Annotated in this window: 13 protein-coding genes; 5 read left to right on the forward strand and 8 right to left on the reverse strand. The window is 61.5% G+C overall.

The genetic code is table 11. The features are described from left to right. The 5 genes from AB7951_RS21205 to AB7951_RS21225 form a co-directional block, all read right to left on the reverse strand. Positions 1-1179 carry an ABC transporter permease gene (locus tag AB7951_RS21205; protein WP_439062420.1) on the reverse strand — a complete coding sequence of 393 codons (1179 nt, stop codon included), beginning with the start codon at positions 1177-1179 and terminating at the stop codon, positions 1-3. Next, positions 1179-2285, reverse strand: coding sequence for a microcin C ABC transporter permease YejB (locus AB7951_RS21210; protein WP_068736211.1), 1107 nt, complete (start codon positions 2283-2285; stop codon positions 1179-1181). The genes AB7951_RS21205 and AB7951_RS21210 overlap by 1 nt, the downstream gene beginning before the upstream one ends. Position 2286: 1 nt before the next feature. Next, positions 2287-4143: an extracellular solute-binding protein gene (locus AB7951_RS21215; RefSeq protein ID WP_439062419.1), complete on the reverse strand. Its 1857-nt coding sequence runs from the start codon at positions 4141-4143 to the stop codon at positions 2287-2289. Between the two features lie 14 nt (positions 4144-4157). Further along, a complete protein-coding gene (locus AB7951_RS21220; protein WP_439066184.1) occupies positions 4158-6059 on the reverse strand; it encodes an extracellular solute-binding protein in 1902 nt (633 codons plus the stop codon). Between the two features lie 234 nt (positions 6060-6293). Continuing rightward, a complete protein-coding gene (locus AB7951_RS21225) occupies positions 6294-6842 on the reverse strand; it encodes a c-type cytochrome (RefSeq protein WP_068736206.1) in 549 nt (182 codons plus the stop codon). A 208-nt stretch (positions 6843-7050) separates the two neighbouring features. Between AB7951_RS21225 and AB7951_RS21230 the strand changes: the two genes are divergently transcribed. Together AB7951_RS21230 and AB7951_RS21235 are read left to right on the forward strand one after the other, a co-directional pair. Next, on the forward strand, positions 7051-7791 hold the full coding sequence (locus AB7951_RS21230) for a 3-deoxy-manno-octulosonate cytidylyltransferase (protein ID WP_089261562.1): 741 nt from the start codon (positions 7051-7053) through the stop codon (positions 7789-7791). Between the two features lie 45 nt (positions 7792-7836). Further along, complete coding sequence (locus AB7951_RS21235) at positions 7837-8685, forward strand: prephenate dehydratase (protein WP_068736325.1); 849 nt, start codon at positions 7837-7839, stop codon at positions 8683-8685. A gap of 9 nt (positions 8686-8694) precedes the next feature. Here AB7951_RS21235 and AB7951_RS21240 read toward each other — a convergent pair whose 3' ends face one another. The 3 genes from AB7951_RS21240 to AB7951_RS21250 form a co-directional block, all read right to left on the reverse strand. After that, entirely contained in the window at positions 8695-9105 is a 411-nt protein-coding gene (locus AB7951_RS21240) for a YciI family protein (RefSeq protein ID WP_093759237.1), read from the reverse strand. Between the two features lie 78 nt (positions 9106-9183). Continuing rightward, on the reverse strand, positions 9184-9627 hold the full coding sequence (locus tag AB7951_RS21245; protein WP_439062417.1) for a VOC family protein: 444 nt from the start codon (positions 9625-9627) through the stop codon (positions 9184-9186). A gap of 42 nt (positions 9628-9669) precedes the next feature. Further along, on the reverse strand, positions 9670-10686 hold the full coding sequence (locus AB7951_RS21250) for an LLM class flavin-dependent oxidoreductase (protein ID WP_439062416.1): 1017 nt from the start codon (positions 10684-10686) through the stop codon (positions 9670-9672). A gap of 412 nt (positions 10687-11098) precedes the next feature. Here AB7951_RS21250 and metF point away from each other — a divergent pair, with 412 nt between their 5' ends. From metF to AB7951_RS21265, 3 genes are all read left to right on the forward strand, one after another. Beyond that, complete coding sequence (gene metF, locus AB7951_RS21255; protein ID WP_309947381.1) at positions 11099-11998, forward strand: methylenetetrahydrofolate reductase [NAD(P)H]; 900 nt, start codon at positions 11099-11101, stop codon at positions 11996-11998. A gap of 4 nt (positions 11999-12002) precedes the next feature. Continuing rightward, complete coding sequence (metH, locus tag AB7951_RS21260; RefSeq protein ID WP_439062415.1) at positions 12003-15842, forward strand: methionine synthase; 3840 nt, start codon at positions 12003-12005, stop codon at positions 15840-15842. 631 nt (positions 15843-16473) lie between these two features. Then, positions 16474-16722: a hypothetical protein gene (locus tag AB7951_RS21265; RefSeq protein ID WP_089261574.1), complete on the forward strand. Its 249-nt coding sequence runs from the start codon at positions 16474-16476 to the stop codon at positions 16720-16722. The last annotated feature ends 16 nt before the right edge of the window (positions 16723-16738 follow it).

The raw sequence follows: 16738 nt of genomic DNA on the forward strand, positions 1-16738 counted from the left end.
CTACCTGAACGTCTTGCGCGGATCGAAGGCATCGCGGACGCCTTCGCCGATGAAGATCAACAGCGACAGCATGATCGCCACCGCGAAGAAGCCGGTGAAGCCCAGCCAGGGCGCCTGCACATTGGCCTTGCCTTGCGATAGAAGTTCGCCGAGCGATGGCGAGCCCGGCGGCAGACCGAAGCCGAGGAAATCCAACGCGGTCAGCGTCATCACCGAGGACGATACGATGAACGGCAGGAAGGTCATGGTCGCAACCATCGCGTTCGGCAGCAGATGCCGAATCATGATCTTGGCGTTGGATACGCCCAGCGCCCGCGCCGCCATGATATATTCGAAGTTGCGACCGCGGAGGAATTCAGCGCGCACGAGACCGACCAGCGATACCCATGAAAACAGCAGCAGGATGCCGAGCAGCACGAAGAAGCCGGGCACCAGAACCGATGACAGGATCAGCAGCAGATAGAGCGACGGGATCGCACTCCAGATTTCGATGAAACGCTGGAACGCCAAATCGACCCAGCCGCCGAAATAGCCCTGCACACCGCCTGCGGCGATGCCGATGATTGACGAAACGATCGTGAGCGCGAGGCCGAATAGCACCGAGATGCGGAAGCCGTAGATCAGCCGCGCAACAACATCGCGGCCCTGATCGTCGGTGCCGAGCCAGTTATATTCGAGATCGCGGCAGCTCTTGAGGCCCTTCTTTTCGACCACCGGCTTGCACTGCTCCTCGGTGAGCATCCATGTCGGCTTTGACGGCGCCGGCGTCGGCAAATCGAGATTGTGGGTATCGTAGGAATAGCGGATCAGCGGCCAGAGGATGGTGCCGTTCTTCTCGGCGATCAGCTTTTGCAGGAACGGGTCGCGATAGTCCGCAGCCGTCTCGAAATCACCGCCAAAAGTCGTTTCCGAATAGGTGACGAAAGCCGGGAAATACATCTTGCCGTCAAACTTGATGAAGAACGGCCGGTCATTGGCGATCACCTCGGCAAACAGCGAGATGAAGAACAGGAACAAGAAAATCCAGAACGACCAGTAGCCACGGCGATTGGACTTGAAGTTCTGCCAGCGACGCTGGTTGAGCGGCGAGATGCCGAGCGGGTGACGCGATGGTGGCACGGCTTCGCCGAGCGGCGACTGCGTGGTGCTTTCCACAGGAAGGGGCGCGGTGATGGTCATCAGACTTCTCGCGCCTCAAAGTCGATCCGCGGATCGATCCACATATAGGCCAGATCGGACAAGAGATTCACGACGAGACCGACCAGCGAGAAGATGAACAGCGTGCCGAACACCACGGGATAATCGCGGTTGAGCACGCTCTCGAAGCCGAGGAGACCGAGCCCGTCGAGCGAGAAGATGGTTTCGATCAGCAGCGAGCCCGAGAAGAACGCGTGAATGAACGCGCCCGGGAAACCGGCGATGACGATCAGCATGGCATTGCGGAAGATGTGATTGTAGAGCACCTGCCGCTCATTGCAGCCCTTGGCCCGTGCGGTCATCACATATTGCTTGCGGATCTCGTCGAGGAACGAGTTCTTGGTCAGCAGCGTCATGGTGGCGAAGGCACCGAGCACCATCGAGATCAGCGGCAGCGTCATGTGCCAGAAGTAGTCGATGATCTTCCAGTACCACGGGAACTGGCTCCAGCCGTCCGATGTCAGGCCGCGCAGCGGGAAGATGCTCCAGAACGATCCGCCTGAAAACAGGATGATCAATAGGATCGCAAACAAGAAGCCGGGAATGGCGAAACCGACAATGATGACGGCCGAGGTCCAGGTGTCGAAGCGTGAGCCGTCCTGCACCGCCTTGCGGATGCCGAGCGGGATCGAGATCAGGTAGGTGATCAGCATCATCCAGATGCCGAGCGACATCGAGACCGGCAGCTTCTCCTTGATCAGCTGCAGCACCGTCGTGTCGCGGAAATAGCTCTTGCCGAAATCGAAGCGCGCGAAATTCCACAACATCAGCGCGAAACGTTCAGGCGCAGGCTTGTCGAAGCCGAACTGCTTTTCCAGGCTCTTGACGAAATCCGGATCGAGCCCCTGCGCGCCGCGATATTTCGAGTTCACCGCATCGCCTGCGGCACCGGGCTGTGCCCGGTTACCGAAGTCGCCACCGGACGAGCCGGAGACGCGCGACGCGCCGGTATCCGCGCCGCTGAGCTGCGCGATCACGCGCTCGACGGGACCACCGGGCGCGAATTGTACCACGACGAAGGAGACGAACAGGATTCCCAGCAGCGTGGGAAACATCAGCAGCACGCGCCGTGCGATATATGCGCCCATGCTATTTGGCCTGCTCGCTTGAAGGTTTTACGGACGCCCACCAAAGATCGGGGGCACCGACGCCGATATATTTCGGCAGATTGGCGGGATGGCCGAACACATCCCAATAGGCCACGCGATGCGACGCTGCATACCATTGCGGCACCCAATAACGTCCGGCGCGGATCACACGATCCAGCGCCCGCGCCGCAAAGACCAGCTTGGGCCGCGTATCGGCGGCGATAACTTCGTTCATCAGGGCATCGACGACAGGATCGGAAATGCCGGCCAGATTGTTCGAGCCTTTGGTGGTTGCCGACTGCATCGAGAAGAACGAACGCAGGGAATCGCCGGGAATCGTGGAAAAGCTGAAACGTTCGATGGCTGCATCGAAGTCGAAATCGTCGCGGCGTGCGCGGAATTGCACGGGATCGACAAGGCGCACACTGGCCTCGATGCCGAGCGTGCCGAGATTCTTGATATAAGGCATGTGATGCGCCTGGAAGGCAGGCTCATCGAGCAAAAACTCGACCTTGAACGGCTCACCCTGCGCCGTCATGCGCTTGCCGTCCTTCATCACGCAGCCGGCGTCGTTCAGGAGCTGGATCGCCTTGCGCAGCAGCGCACGGTCCTGACCTGACCCATCCGATGTCGGTGGCAGATAGGGCGCTCCGAAAACCTCGGCCGGCACTTTGTCGCGGAACGGCTCCAGCAATGCGAGCTCTTCCGGCGACGGCGCACCAGTCGCCATCAGGTCAGAGTTCTGGAACGGCGACACCGTGCGCACATAGGCGCCATACATGATCGTCTTGTTGGTCCATTCGAAATCGAATGCATTGCCGAGCGCCTCGCGCACGCGCGGATCCTTGAACTTGGCGCGGCGTGCGTTGAGGAACCAGCCCTGCGCGCCGGACGGTGTATCGTCGGGCAGCATCTCCTGTTTGACCCGGCCATCCTTCACCGCCGGGAAATCGTAGCGCGTGTTCCAGATGCGCGAGGTGAACTCCTCGCGATACAGATAATTGCGGCCGGTGAAGCCTTCGAAAGCCACGTCGCGGTCGCGATAGAAGTCGAACCGCACCGTATCGAAATTGTAGCTGCCCCGGTTGACCGGAAGGTCCGCGCCCCACCAGTCCTTCACACGATCGAATTCGATATAGCGTCCGACCTCGAAGCGCCCGACCTTGTAGGGACCGCTGCCGAGCGGCGTCTCCAGCGAGGTCTCATCGAATGCGCGCTTGTCGTAATAGGCCTGCGAGAAGATCGGCATGCCGGCGACAAACAGCGGCACATCGCGGCCGCGTTTCTCGGCGAAGGTCACCACCAGCGTCACGTCATCGACAGCCTCGGCCTTCACCATATCACGCATCTGCTGCGTGATGATGGGATGGCCCTTGGTCTTGAGCGCCGTCAGCGAAAACGCCGCATCGCGCGCAGTGAGCTTGCTGCCGTCATGGAATCGCGCCTCCGGCCTCAGCGTAAAACGATAGGTCAGACCATCGGCAGAGATCTGCACGGACTTCGCGACCAGCCCGTACATCGCGTCTGGCTCGTCGCCCGCGCGCACCATCAGCGGGGCGAAGGTCATGCCCATGCCCTGCGCGCCGTCGCCCTTCAGAACATAGGCGTTCAGCGAATTGAAGGTCTGGAACGACTGGTTGAATGCACGGCTCGACGGCACCGTCGAAAAGGCGCCGCCCTTCGGCGCCTTGACGTTGACGTAGTCGAAATTCGGAAAATCGGCCGGATATTTCAGATCGCCAAAGGCGGAGATGCCGTGGGCTTCGCTCGGCGCCTGCGCCAAAGCGGGGCTGAAGTGCGCGACCGCAATAGCGCCGATCCCGAGACCCAGCACGTGCCGACGATTGAGCTGCGCCATGCGCGATGTGCTCCTCAAGAGCGCTTGCCGATCTTTGCGGCCTTGTCGGCGTCGTACCACCAGATGGCTGGGAAACCCGACTGGCCGTATTTCGGCGGCTCGGGCGGTCGGCCAAAGCGATCCCAGCGCGCGGTGCGTACCTTGTTGTAGGTCCATTGCGGCACCACGAAGTTATTCCACAGCAGCACGCGATCCAGCGCCTTGGTCGCAGCGACGAGATCGTTGCGGTCCTTGGTGAAGATCACGCGATCGATCAGCTTGTCGATCGCAGGATTCTTGATGCCGACGATGTTGCGTGAGCCGGCCATATCGGCAGCCTGCGAGCCCCAGAATTCACGCTGCTCGTTGCCGGGTGACAGCGACTCCGGCCAGGACGACACGACGATGTCAAAATCCCAGGTCCGCAGCCGGTTCTCATATTGGGTGGCATCGATGGTGCGGACCGACACGCCGATGCCGAGACGTTCGAGCGACGGCTTGAAGAACAGCATCACGCGCTCGAAAGAAGGATCCTCGCCGAGCAATTCCAGCTCAAACGGCGCACCGGTCTTGGCATTGACCAGTTTGCGATCACGGACTTCGTAGCCCGCTTCCTTGAACAATTGTAGCGCTTCGCGAAGATTGCCGCGTACATTTTCAGCACTGCCACCGACCGGATTCGTATAGGGCTTGGTGAAAACCTCCGGTGGCACTTCGGCACGCACCGTCTCCAGAATCTCCAGCTCCTTGCCTTCCGGCAGGCCCGACGACGCAAGCTCGGTGCCGTCGAAATAGCTGGAGATGCGCTTGTACTGGCCGAAGAAGATCTGCTTGTTCATCTCCTCGAAGTCGAACGCATAGTTCAGCGCGCGGCGAACACGCGCATCCTTGAACTTGTCGCGGCGAATGTTGAGCGCGAAGCCCTGCATGATGCCCGACGAACGATTGAGGAATTCTTCGAGGATGACGCGCTTCTCGGCCACCGCCGGAAAGTCATAGGCCGTCGCCCAGTTCTTCGCGCTATTTTCGGTGCGCCAATCCACCTGGTCGCCCTTGAAGGCTTCGAGCGCAACGGTGCCGTCGCGGAAATATTCGTAGCGCAGCTCGTCGAAATTATTGCGACCGACATTCACGTTGAGGTCGCGCCCCCAATAGTCTTTCACACGCTCCACCGACACCGAGCGCCCCGGGACGAACTCCTTGATGCGATAGGCGGCGCTGCCGAGCGGCATCTCCAGCGTGGTGCTGCCGATGTCGCGCTTGGTGCCGGAGGCGTTGCTGCCCTCCCACCAGTGCTTGGGCAGCACCGTGAGCTGGCCGACGATCTGCGGCAATTCGCGGTTGCCGGGTGCATCGAAGGTGAACTTGATCTCGCGCTCACCGACCTTCTCGGCCTTCACCACATGGCGGTAATAGGCGGAATATTGCGGGTGATATTTCTTGAAGGACTCCAGCGAGAAGATCACATCCTCCGGGGTCACCGGCTTGCCATCATGCCACTTGGCATTCGCCCGCAACCGATAGGACACCCAGGAGTAATCCTCGGGATGGCTGACGGCTTCCGCGAGCAGGCCATATTCGGTCGAGACCTCGTCCAGCGATCCTGTCGTAAGGGACTCGTAGATCAGTCCGACGGCACCGGCGATGTTGCCCTTCACGCCGGCCACCGCGATGTTGAAATTGTCGAAGGTGCCGATGGCGATCTGGCGGACGGTGCCGCCCTTGGGAGCTTCCGGATTGACGTAGTCGAAGCGCTTGAACTCCGCCGGATACTTGATCTCCCCGAACAGGGACAGCGCGTGGCGCCACTCTACACCTTTAGTCGTAGACTGGGCACTTGCTGCGTCGATGACGGAGAGGCTGCCGGCACCACCGATGACAGGGGCAAGTGCGGCGAAGGCGCTGGTCTGGAGAAGGCGGCGTCGGGAAATCGTCAATGTGTTGAATCCTGTGAACCGAAGCAGTCTATTAGAACGGTCATATAAGGCGAGGGTTCGACCGATTATGCCGGCTTTTCCGCAGGATACCACCCGTCACGCTGGTTGCATCCTAACGCGTTGCGGCCAAACGTCCCGCTTAAGCTTTGGTAATGCAGATACGAAAACGGCCAGGCTGAGCCTGGCCGTTGAATCGATGATAAATTACCCAGGAACAGCGTTACGACACCGTCCTCATTTCGCTGCAGTGGGCAGCGGCACCGGCTTATCGGCGAGAGTTGCCAGATAGGCGATCACGTCGGCGCGCTCGCTATCCTTTTGAATGCCGGCGAAGCCCATGGCCGTGCCCGGTACGGTGCCCTTCGGATTGGCGATGAACTTGTTCAACTCCTCGAAGGTCCAGGTGCCGCCCTTGGCCTTCATGCCCGCCGAGAAGTTGAACCCGGCCTTGCCTTCGCCCACCTTCTCATTGACGACGCCGAACAGGTTCGGGCCAACGCGGTTCGGACCGCCCTTTTCGAAAGTATGGCAGGCGGCGCACTTCTTGGCTGCGGTTGAGCCCTTCTCGACCGAAGCGGTCTGCAGCAGCTTTTCGATCGGTTCGGACGGCGCGGCAGCAGCCTTGGCACCACCGGCAGCCTCTTCCTTCACGGCAATATCAAAGCCGGGCTTTTCCATATGCTTCGGTGAAAACACGGCCTGGGCGGTGAAATTCGTCACCATCAGAACCAGGCAGGTGCCGAGAATGGCGCCCATAATCTTGTTGAGTTCGAAGGAGTCCATAGTCGAAAAGCCCCACGCCGTTTTAGGTCATTGGAAGGCCGCTCCAACGGCCTCGACACACTCAGGAATCACGTTCCTGCGGCCCTCGGGCCTGCCGTTTTGAGATAACGGTTTGCCCATCCTCTGGCAACCCGTATAAACGCCGCGCCCTTTGATGTGCATCATACTTTTCGGGGGGAAGATCACTGGAATCCAAGCCGATTTTGACATGACAGACACACGCACCCTGGTGCTCATTCCCGCCCGCATGGCGGCCACCCGCCTGCCCGGCAAGCCGCTGCTCGATATCGGCGGGCTGCCGATGATCGTGCATGTGGCGCGACGCGCCAAAGAGGCCGGTCTGGGCCGTGTCGCCATCGCCACCGATACGGCCGACATCGCGGACGCCGTTAAAGCCCACGGTTTCGAGGCGGTCATGACCTCCCCGGACCATCCATCAGGGTCCGACCGGATATTTGAGGCCCTGTGCAAACTGGACCCGGCCGGACACGTCCAGACCATCGTCAACGTCCAGGGCGACCTGCCCACTATTCCGCCGGGCGACATTAGCGCCGCGGTCCGCCTGCTCGACGACCCCGCGGTCGACATCGCGACCCTGGCGACCGAGATCCACAAGGATGACGAACATACCAATCCGAGCGTGGTGAAGCTGATCGGCTCGCCAGCCGGGCCTGACCGGCTGCGTGCGCTGTATTTCACCCGCGCCACGGCGCCCTATGGCGACGGGCCCCGCTACCATCACATCGGGCTTTATGCCTATCGGCGCGCCGCGCTCGAAGGCTTCGTCAAACTCGCGCCGTCGACGCTGGAGCTGCGCGAAAAGCTCGAACAGCTCCGCGCACTGGAAGCCGGCATGCGGATCGACGCCGCCATCGTCGATAGCGTCCCGCTCGGCGTCGATACGCCCGCGGATCTCGAAACCGCCCGCCGGCTACTGGCAAAAACCTGAGTGACTGATACAAGGCCCGCCATGACCATTCCCAAAAATCAGATCATGAAGATCGCATTCCAGGGCGAGCCCGGCGCCAATTCCCATATCGCCATCGTTGAGGCGTTTCCGAATGCCGAGCCGCTGCCCTGCGCCACTTTCGAGGATGCGCTGGCCGCGATCACCTCGGGCGAGGCCGATCTCGGCATGATTCCGATCGAGAACTCGATCGCCGGCCGCGTCGCCGACATCCACCATCTACTGCCGCAGTCAGGCCTGCATATCGTCGGTGAGTGGTTTCTGCCCATTCACCACCAGATGATGGCGCTGCCCGGCGCGAAGCTCACCGACATCAAGACGGTGGAAAGCCACGTCCACGCGCTCGGCCAGTGCCGCCGCATCATCCGCAAGCTCGGCATCAAGGCCATCGTCGCCGCCGATACCGCCGGCTCGGCCCGCGCGATTGCCGAACGCGGCGACAAGAGCTGCGCCTCGCTGGCCTCACGGCTCGCGGCAGATATCTACGGGCTCGAAATTCTCGCCGAGGACGTCGAGGACGAGGATCACAACACCACGCGTTTCGTCATCCTTTCCAAAGACGCCAAGTGGGCGCCGCAGGGCTCCGAACCGCTGGTCACCAGTTTTGTTTTCCGCGTCCGCAACCTTCCTGCGGCGCTCTACAAGGCACTCGGCGGCTTCGCCACCAACGGCGTCAACATGACCAAGCTGGAAAGCTACATGGTCGACGGCGAGTTCTTCGCCACGCAGTTCTACGCCGATGTCGACGGCCATCCGGATGACCGCAACCTCGCTTTCGCACTCGAAGAACTGAAGTTCTTCTCACGCGAATTCAGGATCGTCGGCGTCTATCCGGCGCATCCTTTCCGCGCGACCTTCGGCGAACCGACCTCGTAACCGGCAAGTTCAGGACGACGCCGGCCGGACGTGATCGGTCAGCGCATGCGTCGCCGCCATGGGCGATCCAGGCAGAAATAGCTGAACCGGACGGATTTCATAGACCGCAGTCGGATTGACGCGGCGCAGATCGCGCGCGGTCGCGACGGCGTCCTCACGGGTCGCACAATCGACGACATAGAAGCCGAGCAACTGCTCCTTGGTCTCAGCAAAGGGGCCGTCGATGACCACGCCAGCGCCGGGTCCGCGCAGGGTGAATGCACCCTTAGTGCCGCCCAGCCGCGCGGCCGGCCCCATCCGGCCGTCGGCCGTCAGCTTCTCGTGAAGCTCATGAAGATTGGCCATCACGGCGGTATCTTCATCGGCCGTCCACGACACGACGACGTCTTCGACGTGATAGGCCAGGATTGCATAGAGCATAGGTTTTACCTCGTGTGGTGACGGCGCCTATCCAAGGACGTTTCGGTAGTCCCGATCCCGACATTGCCTTTCGAAACTTTACGACGCCTCGCAAATTGACGCATCGACCGCAACCAACTCGACGATATTGCCGTCCGGATCGGTGACGTAAATGGAGCGCCAGCCGATCCATCGGTGTTCGTAGGTGTTCGGCTTGAAACCCGCCTTCGTCAGGGCATCAAGAGCAGACTGATAGTCCGATAACGCAATCTCCAGCGCAAGGTGATGCAGAGTGGGTGCCCGCAAATCGGGAGCGGACCATTTCGTGTCGTCACGATTGGACGGCTGATCGGCCCTGAAAAGGCCGATAATCCGGTGATGGCCTTCAAAGCCATCTTCCACTTTGAGAAATACAATCCGATCGTCGAAGGCGCGCAGCACACTGAGGCCAAGGACATCTCGATAGAAACTGACCGCGCGCGGCATGTCGCTGACACGCAGAACAACTTCGCCAAGGCCACGCGGTGTTACCAGAGGCGCCATCACCCCCTCCCATTGTCGCGGCGCTCGCTAAGCTCGCTGCGCCTAGGCTGCTGCTCTCTGCAATTGAAATACATCCGCCAACAGATCATAGGACCGCTTCCGCGCCTCATGATCATACATCGCGGTAATGACCATCAACTCATCGGCCTGGCATTCGCTGACGAGCGGCTGCAGCTTTTCCATGACTGTCGACGGGCTGCCGACGAACAGTCGCGAACGGTTGCGTGCGACCTTCATCTTCTCGCTGTCGCTATAGGGATAGGCCAGCGCCTCCTCTACGCTTGGCAGCGGCGCATATTCGCCGCGGTCGCGGCGCAGGCGATTGAGATCGGCTGACGAGGCCAGCCGCTCGGCCTCGGCATCCGTCTCCGCACAAATCACTGCGACGGCGAGAATCGCATGCGGCACCTGTCGCCAGCCGGAGGACTTGAAGCGCGCGCGGTAATGCACCATCGCATCCGCCGCATCATGGGATGCGAAATGATGCGCGAAAGCGAAGCCCATGCCAACCTGCGCGGCCAGATCCGAACTGTAGTCGCTGGAGCCGAGCAGCCAGAGTGGCGGCAGCGGCACGTCATTCGGCATCGCCACGACGTTGTTATAGGGATGACCTTCCGGGAATTGCCGCGTCTCCCACAGTACCAGTTCGCTCAGCCGCTCGAGGAAATCATCGCCCTCGCGGCCGGCAAGACGGTTGCGCAACGCATAAGCTGTGGCACCATCGGTCCCCGGCGCACGGCCAAGGCCGAGATCGATCCGGCCGGGAAACAGCGCCTCCAGCATCTTGAAGCGCTCGGCCACCATCAGCGGCGCATGGTTCGGCAACATCACGCCGCCGGAGCCGACCCGGATATGCTGCGTTACCGCCGCGATCTGCCCGATCATGATCTCCGGCGCCGGACTCGCGACCGATGCCAAATTGTGGTGCTCGGCCAGCCAGTAGCGGACATAGCCGAGGCGATCGGCATGTTTGGCCAGATCGATGCTGTTGCGGAGCGCGCCCGCGGGCGGCGTGCCTGACGTGACGACCGAGAGGTCGAGAATGGACAATGGGATCATGGCGCCAAGCTAGTGCCTGCGCTGGAGAGGGCAAAGAGCGTTTTGGGCCACCAACGCCTCCCCCAAACGCCGACGGCAACGAGGGCCGCCTCTCGTGGGACGAATTATGATATAAGAATAATTACACGACATCTGCCCACATACACCGTCCATAGATCGAAGTGGCTACATTGGCTATTTAAAGCCATATTCTGGCAGTTTTGCGGGAAACCGGCGCTGCCCACTTATATTCCAACGAGGGAAATTACGCGAGATATCTGCCCTTAGTTGGGCCAATTCCCACCCTAAAACTGCTCTAGATGGGCTATTTCAGTCACCGACCATAGCCTATCTTTGTGCAGTGCAGCCAAAGTCCCTTGGACTTGGCGCCAGATGACACCCGGTACCGCCCTGCGCGGTGGAGTTCGACGCGATGACCGAGATCAACCCGGCCACCTCAAGCAAGCTTCCCAATATCTCCTTCGAGTTCTTCCCGCCGAAGACCGAGGAGATGGACCGCACCCTGTGGGACACCATTGAGCGCCTGGCGCCGCTGAACCCGTCCTTCGTGTCGGTGACCTATGGCGCCGGTGGGTCGACGCGCGAGCGCACCCACGCCACCATCGTCCGCCTGCTCAAGGAGACCGCCCTCACCCCGGCGGCGCATCTGACCTGCGTCGGCGCGCCGAAAAGCGAAATCGACGATGTCGTGACCCGCTATCATGAGGCCGGCGTTCGCCACATCGTGGCCCTGCGCGGCGATCCGACCACAGGCATCGGCACGGAATATATACCGCACCCCGACGGTTACAAGACCTCCGCCGATCTGGTCGCCAGCATCCGCAACCGCTATCCCGATATCGACGTCACCGTCTCCGCCTATCCGGAGAAGCATCCCGAGAGCGCCGACTTCGATGCTGACATCGATACGCTAGAGGCGAAAGTCGATGCCGGCGCGACTCGCGCCATCACCCAGGTGTTCTTCGATAACGATCTCTACTTCCGCTACCTCGACAAGGTCCGCGCCCGCGGCATCGATATCCCTGTGCTGCCCGGCATCATGCCGATGCATAATTTCAAGCAGGCGAGAGCCTTCGTCACCCGTGCTGGCACCACAGTGCCCGACTGGCTCGCCGCCAAGTTCGACGGCCTCGATAACGATGCCGAGACACGCAAACTGGTAGCCACCACCGTGGCCGCTGGCCAGGTGCAGAAGCTCGCCAAGCAGGGCGTCAGTGACTTCCATTTCTATACGATGAACCGCGCCGATCTCGTTTTCGCCATTAGTCACCTGTTGGGCTTCCGGCCGAACGGCGCGCAGAAAGCTGCCTGATCTCATGTCCGTACCCGTTTCGCCGAAGCGTACCGAACTGCTTGCCGCCGCTGCCGAGCGCATTCTCGTGCTCGACGGTGCCATGGGCACCATGATCCAGGGCCTGCAATTCGACGAGGCCGCATTCCGCGGTGAGCGCTACAAGAATTTCCACCGCGACCTCCGCGGCAACAACGACCTGTTGATCCTGACGCAGGCCGACGCCATCGAGGACATCCACGCGCAATATCTGCGCGCCGGTGCCGACATCGTCGCCACCAACACCTTCTCCTCGACCTCGATCGCGCAGGCCGATTACGACCTGCAGGACATCGCCTATGAGATGAGCCGCGAAGGCGCGCGCCTCGCCAAGAACGCCGCGATCACCGTCGCTGCCGAGGACGGCAAGCCGCGCTTCGTCGCCGGCGCCATCGGCCCGACCAACCGCACCGCCTCGATCTCGCCGGATGTCGCCAATCCCGGCTATCGCGCGGTGACCTTCGACGATCTGCGCATCGCCTATAGCGAGCAGATCAACGGTTTGCTTGACGGCGGCGCCGACCTCCTGCTGGTCGAGACCATCTTCGACACGCTGAACGCCAAGGCGGCGCTCTATGCCATTGCCGAAATCTGCGAGGCGCGCGGCATCGACGTGCCCGTGATGATCTCCGGCACCATCACCGACAAGTCCGGACGCCTGCTGTCCGGCCAGATGCCCGAAGCGTTCTGGAATTCGGTGAAGCACGCCAGGCCCGCGACCATCGGCTTCAACTGCGCGCTCGGCGCCGAAGACCTGCGCGCGCATATCGCCGATATCGGCCGCGTCGCCGATACCCTCGTCTGCGCCTATCCGAATGCCGGCCTGCCCAACGAATTCGGCCAGTATGACGAGAGCCCGGAATTCATGGCGGGGCTGATCGGCGAGTTCGCTGCCAGCGGCCTCGTCAATGTGGTCGGCGGTTGCTGCGGCACCACGCCGGATCATATCGCGGCCATCGCCAAGGCCGTCGCGCCGCACAAGCCGCGCGTTGTACCGGAGATCGCACCGCTCCTGCGCCTGTCAGGTCTGGAGCCGTTCGAACTGACCTCGGCGATTCCCTTCGTCAATGTCGGCGAGCGCACCAACGTCACCGGCTCGGCTAAATTCCGCAAGCTGATCACCACCGGCGACTACACCGCCGCGCTGCAAGTGGCGCGCGACCAGGTCGAGAACGGCGCGCAGGTCATCGACGTCAATATGGACGAAGGCCTGCTGGATTCCGAGGCGGCGATGGTCGAGTTCCTCCATCTCGTCGCCTCCGAGCCGGATATCGCCCGCGTCCCGGTGATGGTCGACTCGTCGAAATTCAACGTCATCGAAGCCGGCCTGAAATGCGTTCAGGGCAAGCCGATCGTCAATTCGATCTCGATGAAGGAAGGCGTGGAGAAATTCATCCATGAGGCCAAGATCGCGCAGCGCCATGGCGCCGCCGTGGTCGTGATGGCCTTCGACGAAGTCGGCCAGGCCGATACGTTCGCGCGCAAGACCGAGATCTGCAAACGCGCTTACGACATTCTGGTCAAAGAGCTGAACTTCCCGCCGGAAGACATCATCTTCGATCCGAACATTTTCGCCATCGCGACCGGCCTCGAAGAGCACAACAATTACGGCGTCGACTTCATCGAGGCGACGCGCTGGATCCGCCAGAACCTGCCGCATGCGCATATTTCCGGCGGCGTCTCCAACTTGTCCTTCTCGTTCCGCGGCAACGAGCCGGTGCGCGAAGCGATGCACTCAGTGTTCCTGTATCATGCCATCAAGGCGGGCATGGACATGGGCATCGTCAATGCCGGCCAGATGATCGTCTATGACGACATCGATCCCGAGCTGCGCCAGGTCTGCGAAGACGTCATCCTCAACCGCGATCCCGGCGCCTCCGAACGGCTGCTCGAACTGGCCGAGAAATTCCGCGGCCAGACCAAGCAGGCGAAGGAACAGGATCTGTCCTGGCGCGAATGGCCGGTGGAGAAGCGGCTGAGCCACGCGCTGGTGCACGGCATCACCCAATATATCGACGAGGACACCGAAGCTGCGCGCCTGACCGTGGCGCGCCCGCTGCATGTCATCGAGGGCCCGCTGATGGCCGGCATGAATATCGTCGGCGATCTCTTTGGCGACGGAAAGATGTTCCTGCCGCAGGTGGTGAAGTCGGCCCGCGTGATGAAGCAGGCGGTGGCTTACCTGATGCCGTTCATGGAGCAGGAGAAGGCCGACAATCTCGCTGCAGGTATCACCGGCGATGGCCGCAAGAATGCCGGCAAGATTGTGCTCGCCACTGTGAAGGGCGATGTCCACGACATCGGCAAGAACATTGTCGGCATCGTGCTCCAGTGCAACAATTTCGAGGTCATCGATCTCGGCGTCATGGTGCCGGCCTCCAAGATCATCGACACCGCCAAGGCCGAAGGCGCCGACATCATCGGCCTGTCCGGCCTGATCACGCCGTCGCTCGACGAGATGACATTTTTGGCCGGCGAGATGGAACGGCAGGGTTTGAAGATGCCGCTGCTGATCGGCGGCGCGACGACCAGCCGTGTGCATACCGCGGTGAAGATCGATCCGAACTACCGCGCCGGCGCTGTGGTGCATGTCAACGATGCCAGCCGCGCCGTGGGTGTTGCATCGTCGCTGCTGTCGCCGGAGAAGAGCGTCGCCTATGCGGCCGAGGTGCGCGCCGATTATGCGAAGATTTCTGCCGCGCATTTCCGCGCTCAGCAGGACAAGAAGCGGCTCTCGCTGATCGCAGCGCGCGCCAACGCGCATGTCGCGGACTTCAGCAAGACGGTGCGCAAGCCGACCTTCCTGGGCATCCGGACTTTCAGCGATTATTCGCTCGAAGAGCTTGCTGCCTATATCGACTGGACGCCGTTCTTCCAGACCTGGGAACTGTCCGGCCGTTTCCCCGGCATCCTCACCGACAGCGTGGTCGGCGAAGTCGCGACGTCGCTCTATGCCGATGCGCAGAAGATGCTCAAGCAGATCGTCGAGGAGAAGTGGTTCACGGCGAAGGCAACCATCGGCTTCTGGCCGGCCAACGCCGTGGGCGACGACATCCGCCTCTATGCCGATGACACCCGCACAACCGAGATCGCGACGCTCTACACGTTGCGCCAGCAGCTCGAAAAGCGCGAGGGTCGCTTCAACGCCGCGCTTTCCGACTTCATCGCGCCGAAGACCTCGAATGTGCCGGATTATATCGGCGGCTTCGTCGTCACCGCGGGCATCGGCGAGGATATTATCGCCGATCGCTTCAAGAACGCCAATGACGACTACTCGTCAATCTTGTGCAAGGCACTGGCCGACCGTCTCGCCGAAGCCTTTGCAGAACGCATGCATGAGCGCGTGCGCAAGGAGTTCTGGGCCTATACGCCGGACGAGAACATCTCGACCGACGACCTGATCCTGGAGAAGTATCAGGGCATCCGCCCTGCTCCCGGCTATCCCGCACAGCCCGATCACACCGAGAAGGCGACGATCTTCAAATTGCTCGATGCGGAGAACACTGCGGGCGTAACACTCACCGAAAGCTACGCCATGTGGCCGGGCTCGTCGGTGTCCGGGCTCTATTTCAGCCATCCCGAGAGCTATTATTTCGGCGTCGGCAAGATCGAGCGCGATCAGGTCGAGGAATATGCCGCGCGCAAGAACATGAGCGTGGCCGAGGTGGAACGTTGGCTGGCGCCGGTGCTGAACTACATTCCGGGTGCCGAGCCTGCGCCGGTCGCCGTACCCGCGCCTGCCAATGACGAACTCGCGACCCATCCGCCGGGATGTAACTGCGCGGTGCATTTGATGTATCGCGGCAAGAAGGTCGGAGCGAAGTAGCGCTTTGCAAGTCGCAGGATGTGCTTGTCAAACAGCCAAGCTCTCGCATTCTCGCGGCGCTTGCGCGTCCGAGGTATGAGCAGTCCCCCTCAAACGATGAGGGGTGGCGGCGCGCCGTGAGGCGCAAAGGGTGGTTTTATCGCGATCCGCTCCACCGGAACGCCGGCAAGCTGCAACCGCGCAACGCCTCACGGCGCGCCACCGCGGCGATTTCTGTCCCCGGGACCGTTCTTCCGGGCAAAGGCGCAGAGCTCCGCACTCCGCTGATCCCGACGGTTTCCCGCCGTTCACCAATGCCACGTCCAGCCAGCATGAGTGGCAGACCCCCGTAGTGGGGCCGGACGGTGACCCAAGACCTCCCGAGTGCGCGGGGTACGTCACCCCACACCCGCAGGCGCCGCATCCCTGTCCACTTCAAGACGCCTCTAGAAGCGCCCCTCGCGAACGGGATAGAAGGCATATAGACCTATATAGGATTTTCGTCAATAGGGCGCGAGGGATTATTTTCTCTCTACCACCGCCGCGACGAATTCCGCTCCCGGCAAAGTTATCGTTTCAATCCCGTGGCGACGGAACGATCAGGAAGGCCGCAGCTTGTCGTATGCGCAATATTTGCGTTTGGAGGGTTGAAATGAAACGTACCATGATCGCGACGGCAGCCGCGGCGCTCCTGGGTCTGGGCCTGATGCTTCCAGCGAACGCCATGCCGGTCGGTGGGCTTGCACCTGCGAGCACCGCCAGCGACATCATCCAGATTCGTGGCCATGGCGGCGGACATCACGGCATGCACCGCGGCGGGCGTGGACATCATTACGGCTGGGGCCGCGGACGCGGCCATCATTATGGCTGGTCGCGCGGACGGCATCGCGGCTGGCGCTAAAATCTGATTCATCTTC

The sequence above is a fragment of the Tardiphaga sp. 285_C5_N1_2 genome (assembly GCF_052076065.1).
GTDB classification, from domain to species: domain Bacteria; phylum Pseudomonadota; class Alphaproteobacteria; order Rhizobiales; family Xanthobacteraceae; genus Tardiphaga; species Tardiphaga robiniae.